This is a genomic window from Stutzerimonas stutzeri, assembly GCF_000590475.1.
Classification (GTDB): Bacteria; Pseudomonadota; Gammaproteobacteria; order Pseudomonadales; family Pseudomonadaceae; genus Stutzerimonas; species Stutzerimonas stutzeri_D.
Map to the genome: position 1 here is coordinate 3422604 of NZ_CP007441.1, position 24503 is coordinate 3447106.

Annotated in this window: 19 protein-coding genes; 11 read left to right on the plus strand and 8 right to left on the minus strand. The window is 62.8% G+C overall.

Annotated features, from left to right (window positions below; all coding sequences use genetic code 11):
* Positions 1 to 28 precede the first annotated feature (28 nt).
* Positions 29 to 328, minus strand: coding sequence for a hypothetical protein (locus CH92_RS15555; protein WP_025242693.1), 300 nt, complete (start codon positions 326 to 328; stop codon positions 29 to 31).
* A gap of 186 nt (positions 329 to 514) precedes the next feature.
* Between CH92_RS15555 and rapA the strand changes: the two genes are divergently transcribed.
* Complete coding sequence (gene rapA / locus CH92_RS15560; protein WP_025242694.1) at positions 515 to 3364, plus strand: RNA polymerase-associated protein RapA; 2850 nt, start codon at positions 515 to 517, stop codon at positions 3362 to 3364.
* A 69-nt stretch (positions 3365 to 3433) separates the two neighbouring features.
* On the opposite strand, the gene CH92_RS15565 is transcribed toward rapA, so the two are convergent.
* Entirely contained in the window at positions 3434 to 7858 is a 4425-nt protein-coding gene (locus CH92_RS15565) for a DEAD/DEAH box helicase (protein WP_025242695.1), read from the minus strand.
* A 122-nt stretch (positions 7859 to 7980) separates the two neighbouring features.
* Between CH92_RS15565 and CH92_RS15570 the strand changes: the two genes are divergently transcribed.
* The 6 genes from CH92_RS15570 to CH92_RS15595 all read left to right on the plus strand — a co-directional run bounded on the left by CH92_RS15570 (position 7981) and on the right by CH92_RS15595 (position 15972).
* Positions 7981 to 8292 carry a hypothetical protein gene (locus CH92_RS15570; protein ID WP_025242696.1) on the plus strand — a complete coding sequence of 104 codons (312 nt, stop codon included), beginning with the start codon at positions 7981 to 7983 and terminating at the stop codon, positions 8290 to 8292.
* A gap of 39 nt (positions 8293 to 8331) precedes the next feature.
* Positions 8332 to 9027 carry an SDR family oxidoreductase gene (locus CH92_RS15575; RefSeq protein ID WP_025242697.1) on the plus strand — a complete coding sequence of 232 codons (696 nt, stop codon included), beginning with the start codon at positions 8332 to 8334 and terminating at the stop codon, positions 9025 to 9027.
* 254 nt (positions 9028 to 9281) lie between these two features.
* Positions 9282 to 10577: an ergothioneine biosynthesis protein EgtB gene (egtB, locus tag CH92_RS15580; protein WP_025242698.1), complete on the plus strand. Its 1296-nt coding sequence runs from the start codon at positions 9282 to 9284 to the stop codon at positions 10575 to 10577.
* Between the two features lie 3 nt (positions 10578 to 10580).
* Positions 10581 to 11546, plus strand: a complete 966-nt coding sequence (egtD, locus tag CH92_RS15585) for an L-histidine N(alpha)-methyltransferase (RefSeq protein ID WP_025242699.1) — start codon at positions 10581 to 10583, stop codon at positions 11544 to 11546.
* A complete protein-coding gene (locus CH92_RS15590; RefSeq protein WP_025242700.1) occupies positions 11543 to 13303 on the plus strand; it encodes a S8/S53 family peptidase in 1761 nt (586 codons plus the stop codon). The genes egtD and CH92_RS15590 overlap by 4 nt, the downstream gene beginning before the upstream one ends.
* A 578-nt stretch (positions 13304 to 13881) precedes the next feature.
* Positions 13882 to 15972 carry a glycoside hydrolase family 5 protein gene (locus tag CH92_RS15595; RefSeq protein ID WP_025242701.1) on the plus strand — a complete coding sequence of 697 codons (2091 nt, stop codon included), beginning with the start codon at positions 13882 to 13884 and terminating at the stop codon, positions 15970 to 15972.
* A gap of 34 nt (positions 15973 to 16006) precedes the next feature.
* Here CH92_RS15595 and CH92_RS15600 read toward each other — a convergent pair whose 3' ends face one another.
* Positions 16007 to 16378 (minus strand): hypothetical protein, encoded by a 372-nt coding sequence (locus CH92_RS15600; RefSeq protein WP_025242702.1) that lies wholly within the window; start codon positions 16376 to 16378, stop codon positions 16007 to 16009.
* A gap of 154 nt (positions 16379 to 16532) precedes the next feature.
* Between CH92_RS15600 and CH92_RS15605 the strand changes: the two genes are divergently transcribed.
* Entirely contained in the window at positions 16533 to 16826 is a 294-nt protein-coding gene (locus CH92_RS15605) for a hypothetical protein (RefSeq protein ID WP_025242703.1), read from the plus strand.
* Positions 16827 to 16869: 43 nt separating this feature from the next.
* Here the strand turns inward: CH92_RS15605 and CH92_RS15610 are convergent, their stop codons facing one another.
* The gene (locus tag CH92_RS15610; RefSeq protein WP_025242704.1) at positions 16870 to 18216 is read right to left on the minus strand and encodes a DEAD/DEAH box helicase; all 1347 of its coding nucleotides are present in this window, start codon (positions 18214 to 18216) and stop codon (positions 16870 to 16872) included.
* Positions 18217 to 18405: 189 nt separating this feature from the next.
* Entirely contained in the window at positions 18406 to 18744 is a 339-nt protein-coding gene (locus CH92_RS15615; protein ID WP_025242705.1) for a hypothetical protein, read from the minus strand.
* A 65-nt stretch (positions 18745 to 18809) separates the two neighbouring features.
* On the opposite strand from CH92_RS15615, the gene CH92_RS15620 reads away from it, so the two are divergent.
* The 3 genes from CH92_RS15620 to CH92_RS15630 all read left to right on the plus strand — a co-directional run bounded on the left by CH92_RS15620 (position 18810) and on the right by CH92_RS15630 (position 20788).
* Entirely contained in the window at positions 18810 to 19754 is a 945-nt protein-coding gene (locus CH92_RS15620; protein WP_025242706.1) for a LysR family transcriptional regulator, read from the plus strand.
* Positions 19748 to 20302, plus strand: coding sequence for a peptidylprolyl isomerase (locus CH92_RS15625; RefSeq protein WP_025242707.1), 555 nt, complete (start codon positions 19748 to 19750; stop codon positions 20300 to 20302). Before CH92_RS15620 ends, CH92_RS15625 begins: the two co-directional genes overlap by 7 nt.
* A gap of 72 nt (positions 20303 to 20374) precedes the next feature.
* The gene (locus CH92_RS15630) at positions 20375 to 20788 is read left to right on the plus strand and encodes a DUF6306 domain-containing protein (RefSeq protein ID WP_025242708.1); all 414 of its coding nucleotides are present in this window, start codon (positions 20375 to 20377) and stop codon (positions 20786 to 20788) included.
* A 24-nt stretch (positions 20789 to 20812) separates the two neighbouring features.
* Here CH92_RS15630 and CH92_RS15635 read toward each other — a convergent pair whose 3' ends face one another.
* The 3 genes from CH92_RS15635 to CH92_RS15645 all read right to left on the minus strand — a co-directional run bounded on the left by CH92_RS15635 (position 20813) and on the right by CH92_RS15645 (position 24494).
* On the minus strand, positions 20813 to 21709 hold the full coding sequence (locus CH92_RS15635) for a CHAD domain-containing protein (RefSeq protein WP_025242709.1): 897 nt from the start codon (positions 21707 to 21709) through the stop codon (positions 20813 to 20815).
* A 50-nt stretch (positions 21710 to 21759) separates the two neighbouring features.
* Complete coding sequence (locus CH92_RS15640; RefSeq protein ID WP_025242710.1) at positions 21760 to 23025, minus strand: Hsp70 family protein; 1266 nt, start codon at positions 23023 to 23025, stop codon at positions 21760 to 21762.
* Between the two features lie 122 nt (positions 23026 to 23147).
* Entirely contained in the window at positions 23148 to 24494 is a 1347-nt protein-coding gene (locus CH92_RS15645) for a spinster family MFS transporter (RefSeq protein ID WP_025242711.1), read from the minus strand.
* Between the last annotated feature and the right edge of the window lie 9 nt (positions 24495 to 24503).

Here is a 24503-nt window from a genome sequence, read left to right on the forward strand (position 1 = left end):
GTCGCCGATTTAATCTGCGGGTGGCTCGTCATATCTCTACATCCACCCACAGGCCTTGACGTGGCAGCTCCTCGAGCGCGTCCTGATCCTCTTCGGCAGTCTCGCCTTCGGCCAGTTCCTGAGGACTGTAACCACGCCGACGCTGCCGCCTGCGCTGCTCGTCGTGCAACATCTGTTCGGCTTCTTGCGGGTGTCGCCGATCGAGCCCCACCGAACTTTCATTGGCGCTAGGTTGCACAGGGGCCACCGGGGCCACTTCCGGCCGCGGTTTGACCACATCCTGTTGGGCGGTAACCTGGACGGTGCCCGGTGGAATGATTGGCAGCATCTGTGCTCTCCCTTGAGCAGCCCCGAGCGCAATCGGTGACTTTATGCGGGCCTGCACCAGTTGATCGGCTGAATTGCAGTCGACTTTAACAGCAACGCTACACTGCCTATCGAATCGGCATCTGTCGTCGCTCTATTGGCAGGGTTCCGTTACCATAGCGCGCTTTTTTCACAGGCGGGAGGCAGCATGGCGCAGCAGTATCTACCGGGGCAACGCTGGATCAGCGACAGCGAAGCGGAACTCGGTCTGGGAACCATCCTCATGCAGGATGGACGGATGCTCACCGTGCTCTACCCGGCGACAGGCGAAACCCGCCAGTACGCCGCACGCAGCGCCCCACTGACCCGCGTGCGCTTCGTTCCCGGTGATGAAATCACCCATTTCGAAGGCTGGAAGATGACCGTGCGCGAAGTCGACGACGTCGACGGCCTGCTGGTCTATCACGGCCTCACCGCGCAGAACGAAGCCCGCACGCTGCCTGAAACCCAGCTGTCGAATTTCATCCAGTTCCGCCTCGCCAGCGACCGCCTGTTCGCCGGCCAGATCGATCCGCTGAACTGGTTCAAACTGCGCTACCACACGCTGGAAAACCAGAGCAAACAGCTGACCTCTTCGCTGTGGGGCCTGGGTGGCGTGCGCGCGCAACCCATCGCGCACCAGTTGCACATCGCCCGCGAAGTTGCCGACCGCATCGCCCCGCGCGTGCTGCTGGCGGACGAAGTGGGCCTGGGCAAAACCATCGAAGCCGGCCTGGTAATCCATCGCCAGCTGCTGTCGGGGCGCGCCAACCGCGTGCTGATCCTGGTTCCGGAGAACCTGCAGCATCAGTGGCTGGTGGAAATGCGCCGCCGCTTCAACCTGCAGGTCGCGCTGTTCGACGACGAGCGTTTCATCGAGAGCGATGCCAGCAACCCCTTCGAAGACACTCAGCTGGCTCTGGTCTCGCTGGAATGGCTGAAGGACGACGAACGTGCCCAGGACGCCGCCTTCGCGGCCGGCTGGGATCTGCTGGTGGTGGACGAGGCGCATCACCTGGTCTGGCATCCGGAAGACGCCAGCGCCGAATACAAGCTGGTCGAGCAGTTGGCCGAAGTCATTCCTGGCGTCCTGCTGCTCACCGCAACACCCGAACAGCTCGGTCAGGAAAGCCACTTCGCCCGCCTGCGCCTGCTCGACCCCAACCGTTTCCACGACCTCGAAGCCTTCCGGGCCGAAAGCGCCAGCTACCAGCCGGTCGCCCAGGCGGTCCAGGAGCTGCTCGACGAGGGTCGTTTGTCGCAGGAAGCGCACCAGACCATCCACAATTTCCTCGGCGCCGAAGGCGAAGCGCTGCTCGCTGCGGCCACCGATGGCGACATCGAAGCCAGCAGCCGATTGATCCGCGAATTGCTCGACCGCCACGGCACCGGCCGCCTGCTGTTCCGCAACACCCGCGCCGCGGTACGCGGCTTCCCCGAGCGTCAGCTGCATCCGTACCCACTGCCCTGCCCAGCCGAATATTTGGAACTGCCACTGGGTGAGCACGCGGAGCTGTATCCGGAAGTCAGCTTCCAGACCCAGCAGGAAGTACCCGATGCGCAGAACCGCTGGTGGACGTTCGACCCGCGTGTCGAATGGCTGATCGACACCCTGAAGATGCTGAAGAAATTCAAGGTGCTGGTCATCTGCGCACACGCCGAGACCGCGCTGGATCTCGAAGACGCCCTGCGCGTGCGCTCCGGCATCCCCGCGACCGTGTTCCATGAGGGCATGAGCATCTTGGAGCGCGACCGCGCCGCTGCCTATTTCGCCGATGAGGAGTTCGGCGCGCAAGTGCTGATCTGCTCCGAGATCGGCAGCGAAGGCCGCAACTTCCAGTTCGCCCATCACCTGGTGCTGTTCGATCTGCCGGCCCACCCCGACCTGCTGGAACAGCGCATCGGCCGTCTCGACCGGATCGGTCAGGCCCACGTCATCCAGCTGCACGTGCCCTATCTGGAAACCAGCCCGCAGGAACGCCTGTTCAAGTGGTATCACGAGGCACTGAACGCCTTCCTCAACACCTGCCCCACCGGCAACGCGCTGCAGCATCAGTTCGGCCCGCGCCTGCTAAACCAGCTGGAAGAAGGGGACGATGACGAGTTCCAGGCGCTCATCGACGAAGCCCGCGCCGAGCGCGAGCGGCTGGAAGCAGAATTGCACGCCGGCCGCGACCGTCTGCTGGAGCTCAATTCGGGCGGCGGCGAACAAGGCAAGGCGCTGGTCGAAGCCATCGAAGAGCAGGACGACCAGTTCGCCCTGCCGATCTATATGGAAGAGCTGTTCGACGCCTTCGGCATCGACAGTGAAGACCACTCCGAAAACGCCCTGATCCTGCGTCCCAGCGAAAAGATGCTCGACGCCAGCTTCCCGCTCGGCGACGACGAAGCTGTGACCATCACCTACGACCGCGAGCAGGCGTTGGCGCGCGAAGACATGCAGTTCCTCACCTGGGAACACCCCATGGTGCAGGGCGGCATGGACCTGGTGCTGTCCGGCTCCATGGGCAATACCGCGGTGGCGCTGATCAAGAACAAGGCGCTCAAGCCCGGCACCGTCCTGCTGGAACTCTTGTTCGTCAGTGAAGTGGTGGCGCCGCGTGCCCTGCAGCTCAATCGCTTCCTGCCGCCGCTGGCGTTGCGCTGCCTGCTGGACTCGAACGGCAACGACCTGGCAGCCAAAGTCGCGTTCGAGACGCTGACCGATCAGCTGGAAAGCGTCCCGCGGGCCAGCGCCAACAAGTTCATTCAGGCCCAGCGCGATGTGTTGGCGGTGCAGATTTCCGATGCCGAAGCCAAGATCGCCCCGCGTCATAGCGAGCGTGTCGCCGAAGCGCAGCGCAAGCTCAAGGCCAGTCTCGACGAAGAGTTGGCGCGCCTGACCGCGTTGCAGGCCGTCAACCCGAGCGTGCGTGACAGCGAGATCGAAGCCCTGCGCAAGCAGCGCGAAGAAGGCCTGGCGATGCTGGAAAAAGCGGCGCTGCGCCTGGAGGCGATTCGCGTGCTGGTTGCCGGCTGATTCATGCCTGGCGGATAAGAAAGGCCGGCTGCGAGCGATCGCAGCCGGCCTTTTCGTTTCTGACGGTAACTAGCGACGCGCCACTGCAAGCAGCTGCCGCGCCTTGCGCTGATCGTCTTCGTCGAGTTCTACCAGCAGCTCCGGTTTGCCGGCGATCAACAAACCCAGCGGCACCCCGTCGCGATAGAGGATGCGATTACCCGCCACTGCCGGCACGCGCTCACCCGGTAGCAGCGTCCCGACCTGGTTCAGCGGATCGACCGCCGAGACCGCGATCATTTCCCCCGACAACGGCCGCTTGCGGATCTCTCGTAGCAGGCCGACAGCCTCCGGCAATGCAAACTGTTCGCCCGGCAGCCCGGCAACGAAGCGACCGCCCCGAATCTCGCCCCGCGCCTCGAGCCGGTGGTAGACGCGCAGCAGGTCGCGCCATGGCGGCAGCCAGTCCGCTTCGCGATCCAGCAGCCGCCAGAACACCACGCCATAACGGCGCAACAGCACCATGGCGATGTGTTCCAGGGCTTCGGGATCGAGCGGTGGCCGGCGTGCAGGAGCTGGATCGGCTGTTGTCGCGGTGGCCTTGCGTACCAACGCCCAACGTCCGGCATCGGCCATGCCACCGATAAAGGCACCGCCACGGCTTTGACGACTGCTGCGTGATCGCTTGGCCGCCGGCGCCAACAACGCGCGCAGGCCCGCGAAGCTGTCGGCATTGACCAGCCCCACGGCGACCAGCTCGCCAAGCGCATCCTCCAACTCGCTGCGCAGCAGATGCGCTTCGTGTTGCAGCTCGTCGAAGAACAGTGCGCCCTGCGCCTGCAACGTCTCGAATACCCGCTGCGCGCGTGACGACAGCTCGGGCTGCGGTGCGTCGCTGGCCAGCGCATACCAGGCGGACAGATGCCGGCGCGGCAGCAAGACGATCGGTGTACCGCGCACAGGACCGCTGCTGGCCTTGATACGTCCGGCCAGGCGGGTCCAGACGATGCGCCCGGAGCGGCAGAGTTCGTCCAGCCAGGGCCCGCCGTAATCTTTCAGTCGCGCCGGCAATAGATCGTTCTCCCAAGCGCCGGCGGCGGCCTGGAAGCCTTCAAGCTGCTCAACTACCGGGCCGAGCGCGTCACGCCCCTGCATCCGCGTCGCGTCGGAAAGATGCTGCCAGTCGAACAGGAATCGCATGAAGTCGGCGCGCTCCACCGGCTCGATTTCACGGCGCAGGCGCTTGACCGTGTAACGGTGAATGCGCGCCAGCAAATGTCGTTCGCACCATTCTTCTTCGCTCGTCCCTGGCGTGAAGCGACCGCGTAGCACGTAGCCTTCGGACTCCAGTCGAGTCAACGCCAGCGCGACGGCCGACGCAGGCAAGGCCAGCGGCCGAGCGATCAGCGGGATCCGCAACGGGCCGAAGCCTGTCAATCGCGCGCGGATCAACTCAAGCAACGCGTCGTCTTCGCTCGACGGCAGATCGAAGCCTGGCAACGGCGTCAGGGTCGGCTCACAACAGGCGCTGGGGTAGATCGCCTGCAACAGAGCCAGGCGTTCGATGGGTAACCAGAGCGCGCGCTCCTGCGCGACCTGCATCCGTGTCGCGCGACCGCCACGGGCCAATTCGCTCAGCCACTCGGACCACTGCGGGTCGGCCTGCACCTCGGCTTCGGCCAGGCAAACCAGCCCCATCAGCGCCTCGTGCAATTCGTCCGGATTGCGCGCTTGCGGCCAGGCCTCCTCGCGTACCGCTTCGATTGCTGCGGCGTCCAGGGCACCGAGGTCGTCGCTGGATTCCGGATCGCTCCAGCGCCGATTGAGCACCGCCTGGGTGCGTCGCTCTTCCAGAGGCGCATCATCAAGGAAGGCGTAAGGGCGTGCGCCAAGCACTTCCATTGCCAGTGGCGATGGCATCGGCAGGTCACGGGCCGACAGTTCGATCTCGCCGCCCTCGATGCGCCGTAACAGCGCCAGCCAGCCCTCACTGTCCATGGCGTCGTGCAAACAGTCATCCAGCGTCTGCGCCACCAGCGGATGCTCGGGAATCTCGCGCTCGCCGACAATGTTTTCCAGGCAGGCGACCTGATCGGGGAAGACCGTGGCGAGCAAATCCTCACTCTTCATCCTTTGCAGCTGTGGCGCCACCTTGCGTCCGCCAGCCATACGCGGCAATGCCAGCGCCGTAGTGGCGTTCCAGCGCCAGCGCACGCCGAACAGCGGTGCATCGAGCAGCGCCTGGATCAGCACGCCCTCGGCACTGTTGGAATGCAGGTACCGCCAGACCTCCTCCAGCGGAAAGCTGTGACTGGTGGATAGCGAAAAGATGATCGCATCCTCCGTCGCGGCAGCCTGCAATTCGAAGTTGAAGGTGCGACAGAAGCGCTTGCGCAGCGCCAGACCCCAGGCGCGGTTGATGCGGCTGCCGTACGGCGAATGAATGACCAGCTGGGTGCCGCCGGATTCGTCGAAGAAGCGCTCCATGATCAGCCGCTGCTGCGTCGGCAGCGCGCCCAGCGCGGAGCGCGTGCGCGCCAGATATTCGACGATCTGGCGGGCTGCGGCGTCGGGCAGACCCAGTGTGTCCATGAGCCAGTCGATGGCAGGCTGGAGCCTTGACGTGGTCTGCGAAGCCTCGCCGGCTGCCTTTGCAGGAGCGAGCTTGCTCGCGAATGTCGACACCGCTGCTGTCTCAGAGTCGCGAGCAAGCGCGCTCCTGCAGAAATCCATTTCCGCGAGACGTTCATCGATCTCCCCGCGCAGCCTCGCAACCGCTGCCGAAAGCTCATCGCTGCGCCCGGGCGCTTCGCCCAGCCAGAACGGGATGTTCGGCGGCTGCCCCTGCGCATCCTCGACCCGCACCCGCCCCGCCTCGATCCTGATGATGCGATAAGCGGTATTGCCCAACTGAAACACGTCACCGGCCAGACTTTCCACGGCGAAGTCTTCGTTCACGGTGCCAATGTTGAAGCCCTGCGGTTCGAGCAGCACGCTGTAGTCGGCATTGTCGGCAATGGTCCCACCGGAAGTCAGCGCGGTCAGGCGGCCACCACGGCGACCTCGCAGGCTGCGGTTGACCACGTCGCGGTGCAGATAGGCGCCACGCGCTCCGTGGCGAGTGGTGTAACCCTCGGCCAGCATTGCCAGCAGCGCCTGATAGTTCTCTTCGCTGAGCGTCGCGTACGGCATGGCCCGTCGAACCAGCGCCAGTAGCGCATCCTCCTGCCACTCGCGGCACGACACCTCGGCGATGATCTGCTGCGCCAGTACATCCAGCGGCGCGGCAGGAATCACCAGCGTATCCAGCTCGCCGCGACGCACACTGTCGAGCAAGGCGGTGCATTCGATCAGATCGTCGCGCGAATTGGGAAACAGCCGCCCTTTGGAGACACCGCCGACCTGATGCCCAGCACGACCGACGCGTTGAAGAAAGGCGGAAATGGAGCGCGGCGAGCCGAGTTGGCAGACCAGCTCCACATCGCCGATGTCGATGCCCAGCTCCAGCGAGGCAGTGGCCACCAGCACTCTCAGTTCGCCACGCTTCAGCCGTTGTTCGGCGTCCAATCGCTGCTCGCGGGCCAGGCTGCCATGGTGCGCCGCAACCACCGCGTTGCCGAGGCGCTCGCTGAGATGCCGAGCAGCCCGCTCGGTCATCCGACGCGTATTGACGAACACCAGGGTGGTTCGGTGCTCAACCGCCAAGGCCGCCAGACGATCGTAGACCAATTCCCATACGTCATTGCTCATCACCGCTTCCAGCGGTACCGGCGGCACTTCGAGCGCCAGGTCGCGCGCACGCCCATGTCCGATGTCGACGACTTCGCAGCGGCGGCCAACGCCAACCAGATAATCCGCCACCGCCTCGATCGGCTTCTGCGTTGCCGACAAGCCGACGCGCACCAGCGGTCGTCCGCAAAGGGCTTCGAGGCGTTCCAGCGACAACGCCAGATGGCTGCCGCGCTTGTTTCCAGCGATCGCATGAATCTCGTCGACGATGACGCTACGGACGCCCGCCAGCATCTGCCGACCGGATTCGGAGCCCAACAGCACATAGAGCGATTCCGGAGTGGTTACCAGGATGTGCGGTACCCGTTTGCGCATCGCCGCGCGCTCGGCCTGCGGCGTATCGCCCGTGCGCACCGCGGTACGAATCTCCAGCGGCGGCAGCCCGAGGTGTTGCAACTCAGCGGAAATCCCTGCCAGCGGCTGTTCCAGATTCAAGTGGATATCGTTAGACAGCGCTTTGAGCGGCGAAACGTAGAGCACTGCTGTTTCGTCGGGCAGGCCGCCCTCGGCCAAACCTTGCTGGACCAACTGATCAAGCGCGGCGAGAAAGGCCGTCAACGTTTTACCGGAGCCGGTAGGCGCGGCCACCAGCGTCGATTGACCGGAACGGATCAGCGGCCACGCACGCGTCTGGGCCGGAGTCGGCGCTGGGAAGCTGCGGCTGAACCAACCGGCTACCGCAGGGTGGAACGCAGCCAGCGCATCGTGAACGGGGGTCGGTTTCATACCCCGAATATGCTGCCGCCGCGGCTCGGCTACAAGGGTAAACAATCGCAACCCGTCGCCTGTCAGGAAACGGCAGCCCGTCGCGGCGGTCCACTTCAGACAGCCTGACGATGGAGAACGCCATGACCTACCAACCCCTTACGCTCGACGACGCGATGCAACTCGTCACCGAAGCCTTTCTACCGTGCGGCTGCGTGACCAGCGCCAACCCGGACGAAGACAGTTTCGGCTTTACCGTCATGTCAGGCAGCGGCACTGAGATGCTGCGCGTGCCCAGCGTGTCGCGGGACGAATACAGCAACCCGCAGCATCTGGGCAGCGTCATCGAGCAGGCGCGGCTGGATGTCGAGGACAAGGATCAACGCCTCGAGCCCTGGACCATGCCGTCCATCACCGATGGCACTGGCATTCCAGAAACCCCGCCAAACTATTGATCAGCAACCGACCTGCTCCTTGAACCGAGCGAGGACGATATGACCGATACCGTTCTTCTAATTACCGGCGCCTCCTCCGGCATCGGCGCCGCCACCGCCCGACTCGCCGCCGAGGCCGGATACCGCGTGGCCTTGGCAGCGCGCTCCGAGCATAAACTCGAGCAGCTGGTGAGCGATCTCGGCGGCCCGGAGCGCGCCTTGGCGATCCGCTGTGACGTCAAGGAATATGCCGAACAGCAGGCCATGGTGCAGCAGGTGCTGGATCATTTCGGCCAGCTCGATGCGGTCTACGCCAATGCCGGTATGCCAGGCAGCGAAGGTGGCTTCAGCGGTGCCGACCCTGAGGTCTGGCGTGAAATGCTGTTGACCAATGTGTACGGGGTCGGCCTGACCTTGCGCTGCAGCATCGAAGCACTCAAGGCCAGCCGCGGCCATTTGCTATTGACTGGTTCGGCCGCTGGCCGCTTCGTCATTCCCGGTTCGATGTACTGCGCCAGCAAGTGGGCGGTGACCGCCATGGGCCTCAGCGTCCGCGAGGAGCTGCGCGGTACGGGCGTACGGGTCACGCTGATCGAGCCGGGCATGGTTGATACCCCACTGTTCGACAAGCCGCCCGCTTACGCCCTGCAGCCGGAGGACATCGGCCGAGCAGTGGTTTACGCGCTCTCGCAGCCACCGCATGTGGACGTCAACGAGATGCTCATCCGTCCTACCCCGCCGACGGAGAACCGCTAAGCCAACGGAACGTAGAGGCCCAACGGGCTTGACCCGTGCGTCTCGCCTGTTCGTTCAGCGGATTTTCCAGCGAATAACCACCAGCGCCTTTCGCAATTGCATGTGTACTGCTTTTCTCAAAAGCGCAGTGAACCCATGCAAGGCTCTGGCAGCAATACCGGCAGAAACTTTTGCGCCTCGCTTCGGGTCGCTATAGAGGAACCTTCCGGCCGTTCCAGGCGTTGTACATTCGGTATCGAACAAGGGGGGAACCCATGGGCAACCTGGCCGAACAGCCAAAGCAGCAACCGGCGCTCGCTGAGCTGGACTATCTGCTGCAGCGCTACCGACAAGTGCGCGCCACCAGCGAGGCGATCTGTGCACCGTTGCAGGTCGAAGATTACGTCGTTCAGAGCATGCCCGACGTCAGTCCGCCGAAATGGCATCTGGCGCATGTCAGCTGGTTCTTCGAGGCCTTCCTGCTCAAGCCCTATCTTGCCCGCTACAAGCCGCTCGACGCAGCCTATGACCATCTCTTCAATTCGTACTACGAAACCCACAGCACGCCCTTCCCCCGGGCCCAGCGCGGGCTGATTTCGCGGCCCGGTGTGGATGACGTCTATCGCTTCCGCCACCACGTCGACCTTGCCATGGACGAGCTGCTGGCCAATCCTCCACAGCGGCACGCCGCAGAAATCCTGCGCCGGGTGGAACTGGGCCTGCAGCACGAACAGCAGCATCAGGAATTGCTGCTGATGGACATCAAACACATCCTGGCGCAGAACCCCCTGTACCCCGTCTATCGCAGCGACCTCAAGCCGGCACCGGCGCTGCACAACGACCGGCTCCGCTGGCATGACTTCGCCGGCGGCGTGCGTAACATCGGCCACGCCGATGGCGGCTTCGCCTTCGATTGCGAGATGCCGCGGCATCGGCAGTTCCTCGAAGATTTCCAGCTGGCCGATCGTCCGGTCAGCAACCAGGAGTACCTGTCGTTCATCACCGATGGCGGTTACGCACGGAGCGAGCTCTGGCTGTCCGATGGCTGGGCGCAGATCCAACAGCGTGGCTGGTACGCGCCCTTGTACTGGCTGCGCCGGGACGACACCTGGCACGAGATGACGCTGGGTGGCCTGCGGCCCTTGGACCTGGAGGCACCGGTCTGCCACGTCAGCTTCTACGAGGCCGATGCCTATGCGCGCTGGGCCGGTGCCCGGTTGCCCACCGAAGCCGAGTGGGAAGTCGCGGCGATGGACCGGCCACTGCGTGGCAATTTTCTCGAGAGCGATCATCTGCAGCCAGTTGCGGCGAACACGCCGCATGAAGGCCCGGCGCAACTGTTCGGCGATGTCTGGGAATGGACCGCCAGTGCCTACCGCCCCTACCCCGGCTTCCATCCGTTGGAGGGCAGCCTGGGGGAGTACAACGGCAAGTTCATGTCCGGCCAGATGGTCCTGCGTGGGGGTTGCTGCGCCACCCCTGAAGCCCATATTCGCGCCACCTACCGCAACTTTTTCCAACCAGCCATGCGCTGGCAATTCGCCGGGCTGCGCCTGGCCAGGGAGCTATGAAAAATGGCACTAGCCGTTCATTTCCATGACCAGACGCCACCGACACACGACACATCCCTGCGTGACGAAGCGCTGGCGGGATTCGCCGCCGCGCCTAAGCGAATCTCGCCAAAGTTCTTCTATGATCGGCGCGGCTCCGAGCTTTTCGAGCAGATCTGTCTGCAGCCGGAATACTACGTGACCCGCACCGAAGAAAAGATTCTTGCAAACGCGGCGAACGACATCCTCGAGATCGCCGGGCCGCAGACCGACCTGATCGAACTGGGCAGCGGCGCCAGCCGCAAAGTGCGCCTGCTGCTCGAAGGGCTGCGTCCGGTCAGCTATCTGGGTATCGATATTTCCGAAGACTTTTTGCTCACCAGCACCCAGCGTCTGGCGGCCGATTACCCTTGGCTGGAGGTGCATGCAGCCTGCGCTGACTTCTCTGACGAGCTGAAGCTGCCGGACGACTTCACGCTGCACCATCCGCTGGTATTTTTCCCGGGCTCAAGCATTGGCAATTTCACCCCGCTGGAAGCCCGCAAGCTGCTCGGGCATCTGCACGAAATCCTTCCGCCCGGTGGGGGCGTGTTGATTGGCGTCGACCTGGTCAAGGACAAAAACGTGCTTGAGGCGGCCTATAACGACCGTGCTCACGTGACGGCAGCGTTCAACCTCAACGTGCTGCAGCGCATCCGCCAGGAACTGGATAGCGATGTCGACCCCTCACGCTTTACCCACCGGGCTTTCTTCAATGAGCAGGACTCGCGCATCGAAATGCACCTGGTCAGCCGTGAGGCGCAGGATGTAACCATTGAAGGCCAGCGCTTTCACTTCGATGCCGGCGAAAGCTTGCACACCGAGAACTCCTATAAATACACACTGGCGTCTTTCGCCAACCTCGCCAGCAGCGCCGGCTTCGACTGCAGCGGCCAATGGACCGATTCCAGCGACCTGTTCAGCGTGCACTACCTGCAACGCCGGCAATGAGGGCAGCACGGCTTCCCCTGTCGATCGGCCTTTTGGTCGGCGCGTTGAATCTAGGCCCGGCAATGGCCGAGCCCGCTCCTTTGCGCATCAAGGACGTGCAGCGTTGCGGTGACCTCTTGGCGGCCGATCAGCTGACCTTTTGTTTGCGCAGTACCGGGCTCGTCAATAGCGACGAGGTCAGGCTGATACTGGGCGGAAAACCGGTCGAAGCCTCGCCGCTTGGCGATGGCAAGCTGCGCCTGTCGCTGCGTAAGGATGAGCACCAGAGCGGTGCGCTCCGGCTGGAACAGGGCAAACGCCAGAGCAACCCGGTGTGGCTGACGCTGAACGGCAGTCACGTGCTGGCGGCAGGCCCTGACGAGGTGGCGGAGAACATGGAGGGGCTGAGCACCTATCTGAATCTGATCAGCCTGATCATCGAGGAAAACCACGACGGCCTGGATGAAGCGCGCCGTCTGGCCAGCAAATACGGCGCCGAAGTCGTCGGCGCCATCGCACCGCTCAATACCTACCAATTACGGCTGCCAGTGAAGGATCTGACCGAGCGAGACGCCATGGTGCTACGTCTGGGCAACGAGGTGAGCGTGGACGCGGTGGTGGTCGAGGAATCCGGCCCCGAGGAGCCAGTGGAACAGGACCAGGACAAGAAGCCCCGGAACAGCGAATGGGTCGCCAATCGGTTCCTCGACGCCGTTGACTATTACCGGCATCGTCTGCCGGCCCAACAGGGACCGACCAAGACGCATCCGGTGCGCATCGGCGTCATCGAACGCAACCTCGACTTCGACTCACCCGAGTTCGCCCAATACATTGGTGAGTGCGAACCGCAGGCGCCGCGCACCTGCGTGTACGCCAGGGATGCTGAAAATCCGACCGAGCACGGCACCACGGTAACCGGCATTCTCGCCGCGCGCAGTGAGGCACCGGGCGACAGCGGCTTTCTGAGCGCACTGGAACCGGCCAGCGCCGGCTTCGAGGTCATCGTCGAGCGCAACTCCGATGCCGGCATCACCGCCAATGTCGCCGCCTCGGTCAATCTGGTCGAGGACGGTGTGCGGGTGCTGAATTGGAGCTGGGGCATCCATCGCGTCGGCGCGCGGGACGTCGAGGGCGAGGAGGTCGACTCGCTGATTCGCTCCGGCATTGCCATGAGCGGCTACGAGGAATTGCTCGAGGAGTTCTTCCTCTGGCTGCGCCGCGAGCATCCCGATGTGCTCGTGGTGAACTCCGCCGGTAACGGCTCGGCCCACTCCGGCCAGGACGATTACCGGCTACCCTCCTCGTTCATCACCGAACAATTACTGGTCGTCGGTGGCCACCAGCGCAACGGTGACCGTGACGTTCCGGTCACGCATCCCGAGTACGTCACCAAGCGACCGTCGTCGAATGTCGACATGCGCGTCGACATCACTGCTTCGGCCTGCACCCGCGCGGCAACGCTGGAACCCGGCAAACGCGGCGACGTGCATTGCGGCACTTCATACGCCACCCCGATGGTGACCGGGATCGTTGCGGCGATGCTCTCGATCAACCCGCAGCTTGCTCCTGATCAGGTGCGCGAGCTCCTGCGCCGCAGCGCACTGACCATCGGCCGCGACCAGGATTTTGAAGCGGCAGAGGCCGACGACCTGACCGCACCGATCCTGCCGTCTGAGCGCAGCTATCAGCTGAACGACAAAGACATCGGCCGGTCGGCCCGGCTGGACATGCGCAAGGCGCTGGAGCTGACCTTCGACAGCCTGAATCAGGCGCGATAGCCGCATCTGTCGACTGGCCCGTTCAGCGGCCAGACTGCTCTCTCTATACGGTATCGCAACCCCCACGAGGATGCCTTTCTTTCATCTGCCGTTGCTTACGACAGCGCACCTAAGTGCCTGGTTAACGCTTCGCTTGTTCACTTCTTCTCTCCCCGCGAAATATCCTGCAATAAACAACTCTATCTATTTGGGCAAATCGCGAATCAACAAGCGAAACGATAAATGCCACGAAGCACGATTAGTATATTTAGCTGTAATTTAGAAAATTACTGTAAATCAATAACTTAAAAATATAGCAAGTAATAGCTTATTAACATCACATGCTATCAATATGAAATTAAATAATTAAAACGTTGGTTATTGGCGATTTACCGGCGCCAAAATAATTTTACTGCCTGACATTCAATCTATATAACGCCTATTCATGCAAAGCGAGTCACCGGCCCCGCCGTTTCGCTGCGTTGTGTATATAGGTGGCGTCGTCGGTAGTGCTTCGTTTGTTACATCACGCCGGGAATGCTTCCGAATTTTTTAAAAGGCACCTGTGCCTTTTGTCGTATTAAGTTTCGGAGATATCAATGTCCCTCAGAGCAGTTTCGAACGTGCCAAGAACGGTACTGGGTGCCGTCGTGCTGACCGCCATGTTTGGTTTCACCGCGCCCAGTCAGAAGGCACATGCAGCCGCCTCGAACACCAGCACCGTGCAAACCATCGCCACCGCCAAGGTCAACGACTTCACCAGCCCCCAGTGGCACAAGGGCATCTGGCGCCAGTCCGCCGGATTTTCCATTCCGGCGACAGCTGCCAGCAAAGCAGCCTTCAAGAAAGGCGCACAGGTGAGATTGGCGAACGGCCAGATACGTACGGTGAAGGTCGTCTATTTCTCCGGTGCGCACATGAGCGTGATGCTTTCGGGTACGACGCTTGACGCTGCGACCACTGGCTACCCACGTACCGTTGCGGCGCTGGGCTCGGCGCCGGTTTCCACCACGCCGCCAGCGACCTCCACGCCGACGCCAGGCACGACAACCCACAGCAGCCCCATCAACCACTACACCAACAACGACTGGCTGAATGGTGTTTGGCGCAAGTCGGCGGGCTTCTCCATTCCCCTGACCACAACCAACCGCTCGGTTTTCAAGCCAGGCGCCTCGGTCAAGCTTGCCAACGGCCAGACCCGCGCCATCACAGCCGTGTACATTTCCGGCAACAACATCAGCGTGATGCTCTCGGGCGGTGCGCTCAGCGGTACGCTCGGTTATCCGAACAAATTGTTCTCGGCTACCAGCACAGCGGCACCAAAGCCGCCTCCTACTCCGCCAAGTCTGCCTTCTGAGCCCGCGGTCACGCCGCCTGTGAACCAGACGCCAGCCCAGACCGTGGCGATGAACGCCTTCAACGGCGGCGACTTCGTCAATGGCGTCTACAACACGAGCAAGTTCAACGGCCTATCGGTCAAGGCGACAGCCGAGAACAAGGCCGCATTCCATAAAGGCGCGAAGATCCGGTTCGCCGATGGCCAAGTGCGCACCATCAAGCTGATCTACCATTCCGGCGGCAACATGACCGTCATGGTCGATGGCGGCACCCTCAACGGTAAGGCCGTGGGTTATCCGCGCACTATTTCTGTCAGCAGCACAGGATTCACCGCGCAAACCCCGAACGCCGGCAGCCAGGCACCCGCTAACGGCGGTGCACCGGCAAACCCCATCAACCTGGTGGGCATCAACCTCGCCGGTGCCGAGTTCGGCGCCGACGTCGCGCTACCCGGCACTTACTTGAAGCAGTACATCTACCCCGGCGAAGCGGACTTCAAGCGCTACGCCGAGCGCAACCTGAAACTGGTGCGCCTGCCGTTTCGCTGGGAGCGGATCCAGCCGCGGCTCAACGGCGAGCTGAACCGCGCCGAGTTGGCCAGGTTGCTTACCACGTTGAACCATGCCAAGAAATACAACATGCAGGTCATCCTCGACATGCATAACTATTATCGCTACTACGGCAAAATGATCGGCTCCAATCACGTACCGGTGAGCGCCTTCGCCGATGCCTGGAGGCGCATCGCGCAGCAGGTTGCCAATCACCCTGCGATCTACGGTTACGGCCTGATGAACGAGCCTCACACCACCAACGGCAAGTGGCCCGCCGCCGCTCTTGCGGCCGCCAAGAGCATCCGCAGCATCGACTCGCAGCACTGGGTGATCATTGCCGGCGATCGTTGGTCAAGCGCCTTTCACTGGCCGTCCTACAACACCCGGCTGGTCAGCGATCCCTGGATGCGTGACGCCAAGAACAACCTGATGTTCGAAGCCCACCTGTATTTCGATAAGGATTATTCCGGTTACTACAGCAACCGGAACGAGGTCTATGACCCGATGATTGGTGTGGTCAGGGCCAAGCCCTTCGTCGAGTGGTTGAGCAAATACCGCCTGCGTGGCTTCATCGGCGAGCACGGCGCACCGGATTTCTCGCCTTCGGCCGTGGCGGCGACAGACAACCTGCTCCGGTATCTCGGCCAACATTGCATCCCGAGCACCTACTGGGCGGCCGGCCCTTGGTGGAACGACTATGCGCTGTCGCTGGACGTTAAAAACGGCAAGCCCCGCCCCCAGCTACCGGTGCTGCAAAAACACGCCGCCAACAAGGCTTGCGGCGCGGTCGGCCCGCTGTGAACGACTGCGCTCCGTGCTCGGAGTAGCACAGGCCTCAACCCGTAGCCACGGCGTCGAAGACTTCCGGGGTGAGCGCCGCTTCCCCCTTCTCTTCCAGCCGTTGGCGGTGGCTGCCATCGCCACCTTCGAGCATGCGCAGCAACTGCGAGCCGCGCTCGGTCAGGACGAAGTTCTCGCCGTTGCCGCCCTGTTCTTCCGGTCGCGTCACCATGAAGCCGCCCTCGAATAACAGGCTCTCGTAGTTCTGCGCCTCAGCCTTGAGCGAGTCGAGGTTGGGCAACGGCTGGCCAGCATCTTCCATCGCCAATGCATGTTCGTCGGCGTACTGGCGCGGGGCGAAAGCCTCGTTGCCGGGCTTCTGCGCTTCTCGCAGCAGGCGCAGCATCAGGTCCCAGTCGTAAGTCATGTCCTTTCTCCTGTTGCGCCGCTTCAGCAGGGCGGCTCTTGCTAATACGGACCCTACCGATGGCGGCATGGTTCGATCATCGGCGTGGCCGCAGAGGCTGAACTAAAGCGCGTCGCCGGCGATCCACCGAACAAGACGTTAGAAGGAGCGCACCATGAAATACCTGATGATTCCCCTCGCCGCCGCCCTGCTCGCCAGCCAGCCGGTATTCGCCGAATGCACCACGGATCAGGTCAATGCGAAGGCTAAGGAGCTTGCCCAACGGGTGAACCAGTTGACCGAGAGCGACGCTGAGCGTGCAGCCGAAATCAACGAGGAGCTGCGGGACATGGAGGTTAAACAGACGGCCGACCAGTTAGGCGACGAATGCCAGGCCTATGACAAGCGGCTGCAGCACGTGGAAGAGGCAGAGAAGAAAGCCGACATCGCACCGGCAGAGAAGCGCTGAGAAGCGGAACCGGGGCAGCAGCGCCGCCCCGGCGATAGGCAAATTATTCGGCGGCTGGTTTCTTGCGACGCAACGGCGCCAAGCCGTCCTGACTGACGATCTGCGACGGCGGTGTCTCGCGCTTGGCGTTTTTTGGCCGTTTGGCGGTCGGTTTGCTAGCCGGCTTGGCTTTCTTGTCGACGGCCTTTTTCTTGTCGTCCTTTTTCTTCTTGGTGCCCGCCGCCTTGCCTGAAGCCTTGAGGTTCTTCGGGCCCATGTAGCTCCCCTTCAGCCCCTTGATGACGCGTCGCTCGAAGCGCTGCTTGAGGTAGCGCTCGATGCTCGACATCAGGTTCCAGTCGTTATGGCAGATCAGCGAGATCGCCAGCCCCTCGGCACCAGCGCGCCCGGTTCGGCCGATCCGGTGCACATATTCATCACCCGAGCGCGGCATGTCGAAGTTGATCACCAGATCCAGCCCTTCGATATCCAATCCGCGGGCCGCCACGTCGGTGGCGACCAGCACCTTGACCCCACCTTCCTTGACCCGGTCGATGGCCAGTTTGCGGTCCTTCTGGTCCTTGTCGCCGTGCAGCACGAAAGCCTTCACGCCCTCGGCCACCAGACGGCCATACAAGCGGTCGGCCTGCACGCGGGTGTTGGTGAAAATCACCGCTTTCTTGTAGGTCTCGTTGGCCAGCAGCCAGTGCACCAGCTTTTCCTTATGCTCGGTGTTCTCGGCGGTGATGATCTGCTGGCGGGTGCCCTCGTTCAGCTCGCTGACGCGGTTGAGCTGTAAATGCAAAGGGTCACGCAATACATTGGCGGCCATCTCACGCAAGGCGGCGCCGCCGCTGGTGGCAGAGAACAAAAGGGTCTGCTGGCGCTTGGCGCATTCACCGACCAGGCGCTGCACGTCGTCGGCGAAGCCCATGTCGAGCATGCGGTCAGCTTCATCGAGGATGAGCAGCTCCACGTCCTTGAGAATCAGCGTGCCGGCGTTCAGGTGCTCGATCATGCGTCCCGGCGTGCCAATGAGGATATCCGGCACCTTGCGCAGAATCGCGGCCTGAACCTTGAAATCCTCGCCGCCGGTGATCATCGCCGACTTGATGAAGGTGAACTGCGAGAAGCGCTCGACTTCCTTGAGGGTCTGCTGGGCCAGCTCGCGGGTCGGCAACAGTATCAGCGCGCGCACGTCGGTGCGCACCACCGCATCGCCAATCAAACGGTTGAGCATCGGCAGTACGAAAGCCGCCGTCTTGCCGCTGCCGGTCTGCGCCGTTACCCGCAGGTCACGCCCTTCAAGCGCCGGAGGTATGGCCGCCACCTGCACCGGCGTCGGCTCGACGAATTTGAGTTCGGCGACCGCCTTGAGCAGGCGTTCGTGCAGGGCGAATTGGTCAAACAAGGGTGACACCTCGGGTAAGTCGAAAAAACGTCGCATAGATTAACGCGTCCAGCCGCCGCGGAGGCGGCTTTATGCGGCCTGACCTGTTCCGTCGACGAGACGAGCGCCGTGCGGGTTATGCAGGCGCGGCGGATGCCTGGCGGTGCGATCGCGGCCAAGCAGAGTTGCAGATGCGGCGCGAGCGGCTCGTCAGGAAGAGGTCTGCGGCTCACAGGTCAGTTTGATACGCAGGCGGATCACGTCACGCTTGAACTTGGCGACCAAGGGTTTACGCTCGCCAGCTTTCAGGACGGTATGACGGGTGCGCGGTGCCTCCGGCCCATTGCGGAACACCGCCGTACAGTCGACCGCGCGCTCGCCGAAGTTCTGCAGCATCAGACCGCCCATGTCCCGGTCGATGGTTTCGGTGGTTGCCAGCACTTCGGCACCATTGAGCTCCTGCTCCACTTCCACTGGATAGCTGACGGCCAGAGCGCTCAGTGGGATGATGGCGAGCGAAGCGAACGCGGCGAAGCAGATGCTTTTCATTTTTGTAAGGGCTCCTGATTAAGGCTTGCCAGCGTACCAGACAGACGCAACAGGAAAACCATGGAATGAAAGTGCCACGCGTCACCCTCGATCAATGGCGAACCCTGCAGGCGGTGATCGACCACGGCGGCTACGCCCAGGCCGCCGAGATGTTGCACCGTTCGCAGTCATCGGTCAGCTACACCGTGGCGCGGATGCAGGAGCAGCTGGGCGTACCGCTGCTGCGCATCGACGGCCGCAAGGCGGTGCTCACCGACGCCGGCGACGTGTTGCTGCGCCGCTCCCGGCAACTGGTCGCCCAGGCCGGGCAGCTCGAAGAACTGGCGCATCACATGGAGCAGGGATGGGAAGCCGAAGTCCGCCTGGTGGTGGACGCCGCCTACCCCAACGCCAAGCTGATCCGTGCGTTGACCGAATTCATGCCCAAGAGCCGCGGTTGCCGGGTTCGGCTGCGCGAAGAGGTGCTGTCCGGCGTCGAGGACGTACTCAAGGACGGCACCGCCGATCTCGCCATCAGCGGCCTGGACATCACCGGCTACCTCGGCGCGGAGCTGAGCAACGTCGAATTCATCGCGGTGGCCCACGCCAACCATTCGCTGCACCAGTTGCAACGCAAGCTCAGCGTGCAGGACCTGCAGAGCCAGATGCAGGTAGTGGTGCGCGATTCCGGCCAGCGGCAGCCGCGCGACAGCGGATGGCTGGGCGCCGAGCAACGCTGGACCGTGGGCAGCCTGGCCACCTCGGTGGGCTTCGTCAGCAGCGGGCTCGGCTTCGCCTGGCTACCGCGTCACATGATCGGACGCGAGCTGGCCGAAGGCGTGCTCAAGCCATTGCCATTGGTCCAAGGCAGCATTCGCCGCCCGTTGTTCTATCTCTACACTAACCCGAACAAGCCGCTCGGCCCGGCAACGCAGATTCTCATCGACCTGATCAAGACGTACGATGCGCAATCGCAGCCTGCCAACGGCGGGCTCGCCCAGGCTTCCACCCTCACCAGGACTACATCATGAAACGACTTGTACTCGCCGCCTGTTCATTGCTGCTCGCTGGAAACCTGCTGGCGGCGGAAAACCCGCACGTGTTGCTGAACACCAGCATGGGCGAAATCGAAATCGAGCTGGAGGCCGAGAAGGCGCCGATCAGCGTGAAGAACTTCCTCAGCTATGTCGAACGCGGCTTCTACGATGGCACTGTCTTTCACCGCGTGATCCCCGGCTTCATGGTTCAGGGTGGCGGGTTCAATGAGGGCCTGAGCCAGAAGAAGACTGGCGAACCGATCAAGAACGAAGCAGACAACGGCCTGCACAACGTCCGCGGGACGTTGGCGATGGCGCGCACACAGAACGTCAATTCCGCTACCAGCCAGTTCTTCATCAATCACCGCGACAACGCGTTTCTCGACCACGGCAGCCGCGACTTCGGCTACGCAGTGTTCGCCAAGGTGGTGCGCGGCATGGACGTGGTCGACCAGATTGCCCAGGTGCCAACGGGCAACCGCAGCATGATGCAGAACGTGCCATTGACGCCGGTGAAGATCGTGACCGCGAAGAAGCTGTAACCTCGACACCGCCACCGCTGACGCACGCAGCTCGCAGCCGTGCGTCATGACCACCAGCACAGGAAAGCTCCCATGAGCGATCAGCATCCCCTCAATACGGCGCAAGGCGAAGCCAAACTGCTGCAGGATCTGCTGAGTGCCGAACGCGCGGGCGCCAAGGTCGCGGGGGAAAGCCTGCAGCATTGCGACGATCCGGCGCAGCGCGAATTGCTGGACCAGATTCGCCAGGGTGAAGTCGACAGCTGCAGGCTGGTGCTCAACTGCCTCAATCATCTGGGCATCGCGCCCAACCGTGAAACCGGAGCGTTCTATGCCAAGGCCATGGCCATCGAGTCGCTGGACGAGCGCCTGCCCTTCGTCGACAGAGGGCAGCGATGGGTGATCCGCAAGCTGCGCGAATACCTACCGGGCTGTGAGGACGCCTTCATCCGTACCGAACTGGAAAAGATGCTGGCTATCCACGAGATCAACAGCCGGGCCGCCTGAGCAAACCGACCCGCCATGCGACGCTCAGCGCTGTGCGTCGTTCCAATAGCGCCGCCAGCGCGCAACCAACTGCTCTGGAGCTTCCACATAGAAATCGCCGCCGATTTTCAGCGCACCGCTCTGCAGCTCGCTGCGACGTTCGGCAATCATTACGTCTAGGCGCTCACGCAGGCTCGGCTCACCAAACAGCTCGGGGTGCCGTTGTTTCAGCTGCTGCATCATCGCCAGGTCGTGATCGTCGCCGAGCATGTCGGCCAGGCGCTTGAGCGTATCGCTACGCAGTTGCATCAGCGTCGGCCAGCTCGGCGCGAGCAGTCGCGTCTGGTACCAGTGATCCTTGACCCGCTTGCGCCACTGGTGAAGCTGCTCATCGCTCAGATCGAGACGAGCCTTGGCCAGCTCCGCACAGCCATCCGCGTAAGTACGTTGCACGCCCGCGGCAAACAGATCGAAGTCGTTCGTCGCCAGCTTCCACTTCTCGACCCGCTCGCGGAGCGACTGAAGCTCAGCTGTCGCCTCAACAATTCGCTGATCGATGCCGCTGGTCTCGGTCTCACCACGTCGTGCCCGGTCCCGTAGCCGCCGCCGCGTTTTTCTCAGCCCCTCTTGCGCAAAAGATTCAGGAAACCGCTCCGCCAGCAGATCCCAACTTTCCAGCATCGCAGCGGCATCACGGGACTCGGCCAAAGCACGCCCGAGGTCGCGCAAGCGTTGGTTCTCGCGTTTGAACTCGCCGCCCAGGGGCTCGCGTACCAGACGCAACAGCGCGCGCAGCTCCTTGAAGCGTTTGCGCGCCTGATGCACGCCTTCGGCCCGCTCGGCTGCCGGGGCGCTGAGCGCCTCGATGGCCTTGTCGATGCCCTGCCGGGCAACCTTGCGCACCTCGGCGGCAGGGTCCTTTGGACGAAGCTTGTAACCCATGACAACTCCCGATCAGACCCGAGCGCCTTGTGGAGCAGGCACTCACGAAATCAACCGTAACGCTTCTTCGCCTCGATGGCCAAGCCACTGCCGATACTGCCGAAGCGGTTGCCCTCGACATGGCGCGCCCTGGGCAGCAATCCGGCAATGCTCTGGCGCAGGGCAGGAATGGCACTGGAGCCACCGGTGAAAAACACCGTATCAATGTTCTCGTGCTTGAGTCCGGCGCTGAGCAGCAATTGACTGACGTTGTCGCGGATTCGTTCGAGCAGCGGATTGATGGCCGCTTCGAATCCCCCGCGGGTCAGGCTCGCCTGCAACCCCGTTTCGATCCGCGCGAAGTCGATCAGGTAGCGGTGCTGCTCGGTCAGCTCGATCTTGCCCTGCTCCACCTGCATCGCCAGCCAGTGTCCGGCGCGCTGCTCGATCAGGCTGAACAGCCGATCGATACCCGTGGGATCGACGATGTCGTAGCGCATGCTCTGCAGCGCACGCAGCGAGGCCGGAGCATATACCGCGTTGATGGTGTGCCAGGTGGCGAGGTTGAGATGGGTGCTGGTGGGCATCGGCGCGTCGCTCTTCATCCGGCTGCCATAACCGAACAGCGGCATCACGCCCTGCAGGCTGAGCTGTTTGTCGAAATCAGTGCCGCCGATGTGCACGCCCGAGGTCGCTAGAATATCGCTCTGCCGATCATCGATGGCGCGCCGCTCCGGTGACAGCCGCACCAGCGAAAAATCGGAGGTACCACCGCCAATGTCGACGATCAGCACACGTTCTTCCTGCTCGATACGCGACTCGTAGTCGAAGGCCGCGGCAATGGGCTCGTACTGGAACGACACGTCCTTGAAGCCGATCTTGTTTGCGGCTGCGGCCAGCGTCTGCGCCGCTTCCCGGTCAGCTTGGGGATCATCATCGACGAAGAATACCGGTCGCCCCAGCACCACCTCGTCGAAGACTCGTTCGGCGCTGATTTCGGCGCGCCGCTTGAGCGTGCCGAGGAACAACCCGAGGATGTCCTTGAACGGCATCGCACTGCCCAGCACGGTCGTTTCGCTCTTCAGCAGTTTGGAGCCCAGCAGACTCTTGAGCGAACGCATCAGCCGGCCTTCGTAGCCCTCCAGGTACTCGGACAGGGCCAGGCGCCCATATACCGGGCGACGCTCCTCGGCATTGAAGAACACCACCGATGGCAGCGTGTGCTGATCGTCTTCGAGCACGATCAGCGGCTCGCTGGCGGGACGCCACCAGCCGACGGTGGAGTTGGAGGTGCCGAAGTCGATGCCGCAGGCGCGGGCGGGTGACGAGTTGTGCATGTGCGTTCCGGACTGCCAAAAACGGCCGCGCAGTTTATGCGAGCCTGCCGGCAAATGCTGGTCAATCGTCGGAGAGATCGAGGGACCGTCGGCAGCACGGCTGCGCTGCCGACGGCGGGGGTTCAGGCCAGGGCGGCTTCAGCTTCGCTTGACGACAGGCTCATGTCGTCGGTCATGCGTTTGGCGTCATGACAGAAGGTGCGCGACGCCTGAAACAGAAACACCATGGTCAGCAGCAGCGAGGCCGGGATCAGATACATCGCGCCGTGCAGCCCCTCTGCGCGGAACACTTCGCTCATCTCACTGGCGCCAGCGGCCAGCATCGCCGACTCGGCGAAATGATCCGACAGCAGTCCAACCACCACCGTGCCCATGCCGCCGCCGAGCAGGTACAGACCCGCGAAGAACAGTGCCATCGCGGTGGCCCGCAAACGCGGTTCGACGACGTCCTGAATGGCGGTGTAGACGCAGGTGTAGAAATTGTAGGAAAACAGCCAGCCAATGCTGAAGACCGCAACGAATACGCCAACCTCGATCCGACCGGCGAGCAGCGCATAGCCGGTAGCAAGGGTGGCGATGGCCATGCTCGCCGCCGCGAAGATCAGTCGGCCACGAGCGAAGCGCTGATGAATCTGGTCAGCGACCCAGCCGCCCAGGGTCAATCCGATCAGACCGGTCAGCCCAACGATCACGCCGGTCGCGACCGAGGCCTCTACCAGCGGCACCGCGTGATAGCGCATTAGCAGCGGCACCATGAAGGCGTTGCAGGCATAGGTGGCGAAGTTGAACGCCAGCCCGGCCAGCACCAGCCACCAGAAAGTACGAATCGCCAATACCTTGCGTACGGGCTGCTGTACGGCCTCCTGAGAAACCTTAACCGTCTCGGCGGCGCCGCGCTGGGGCTCCCTGATGAAAAAGATGAACAGCGCCAGCAGCAAGCCGGGAACAGCGGCGATGAAGAATGGCGCACGCCAGCTACCGAAGTACGCCACCATCGATCCGATGGTGAAGAACGCCAGCAGCAGCCCAAGCGGCAGGCCGAGCATGAAGATGCCCATCGCCCGAGCGCGCTTGTGTGCTGGAAACAGGTCGCCTATCAGCGAGTTCGCCGCTGGCGCATAGCTGGCCTCACCAATGCCGATGCCCATGCGCACCAGCAGGAAGCTCCAGAAATTCCATGCAAACCCGTTGACCGCCGTCAGGCCGCTCCACACGGTGAGGCCCCAGCCCATGATCTTGCGGCGCGAACCGATATCGGCCATACGCCCCAAGGGCACACCGGCAATCGCGTAGATGATGGTGAACGCGGTACCGATCAAACCCAATTGGAAGTCGTTGAGGTCCCACTCCAGGCGGATCGGTTCGGCGATGATGGCGGGAATCGTGCGGTCGAAGAAATTGAACAGGTTGGCCAGAAACAGCAGAAACAGGACGCGCCAGGCGTTCGCGGCTTGGGTGGATGGCTGCATGACGTCGCT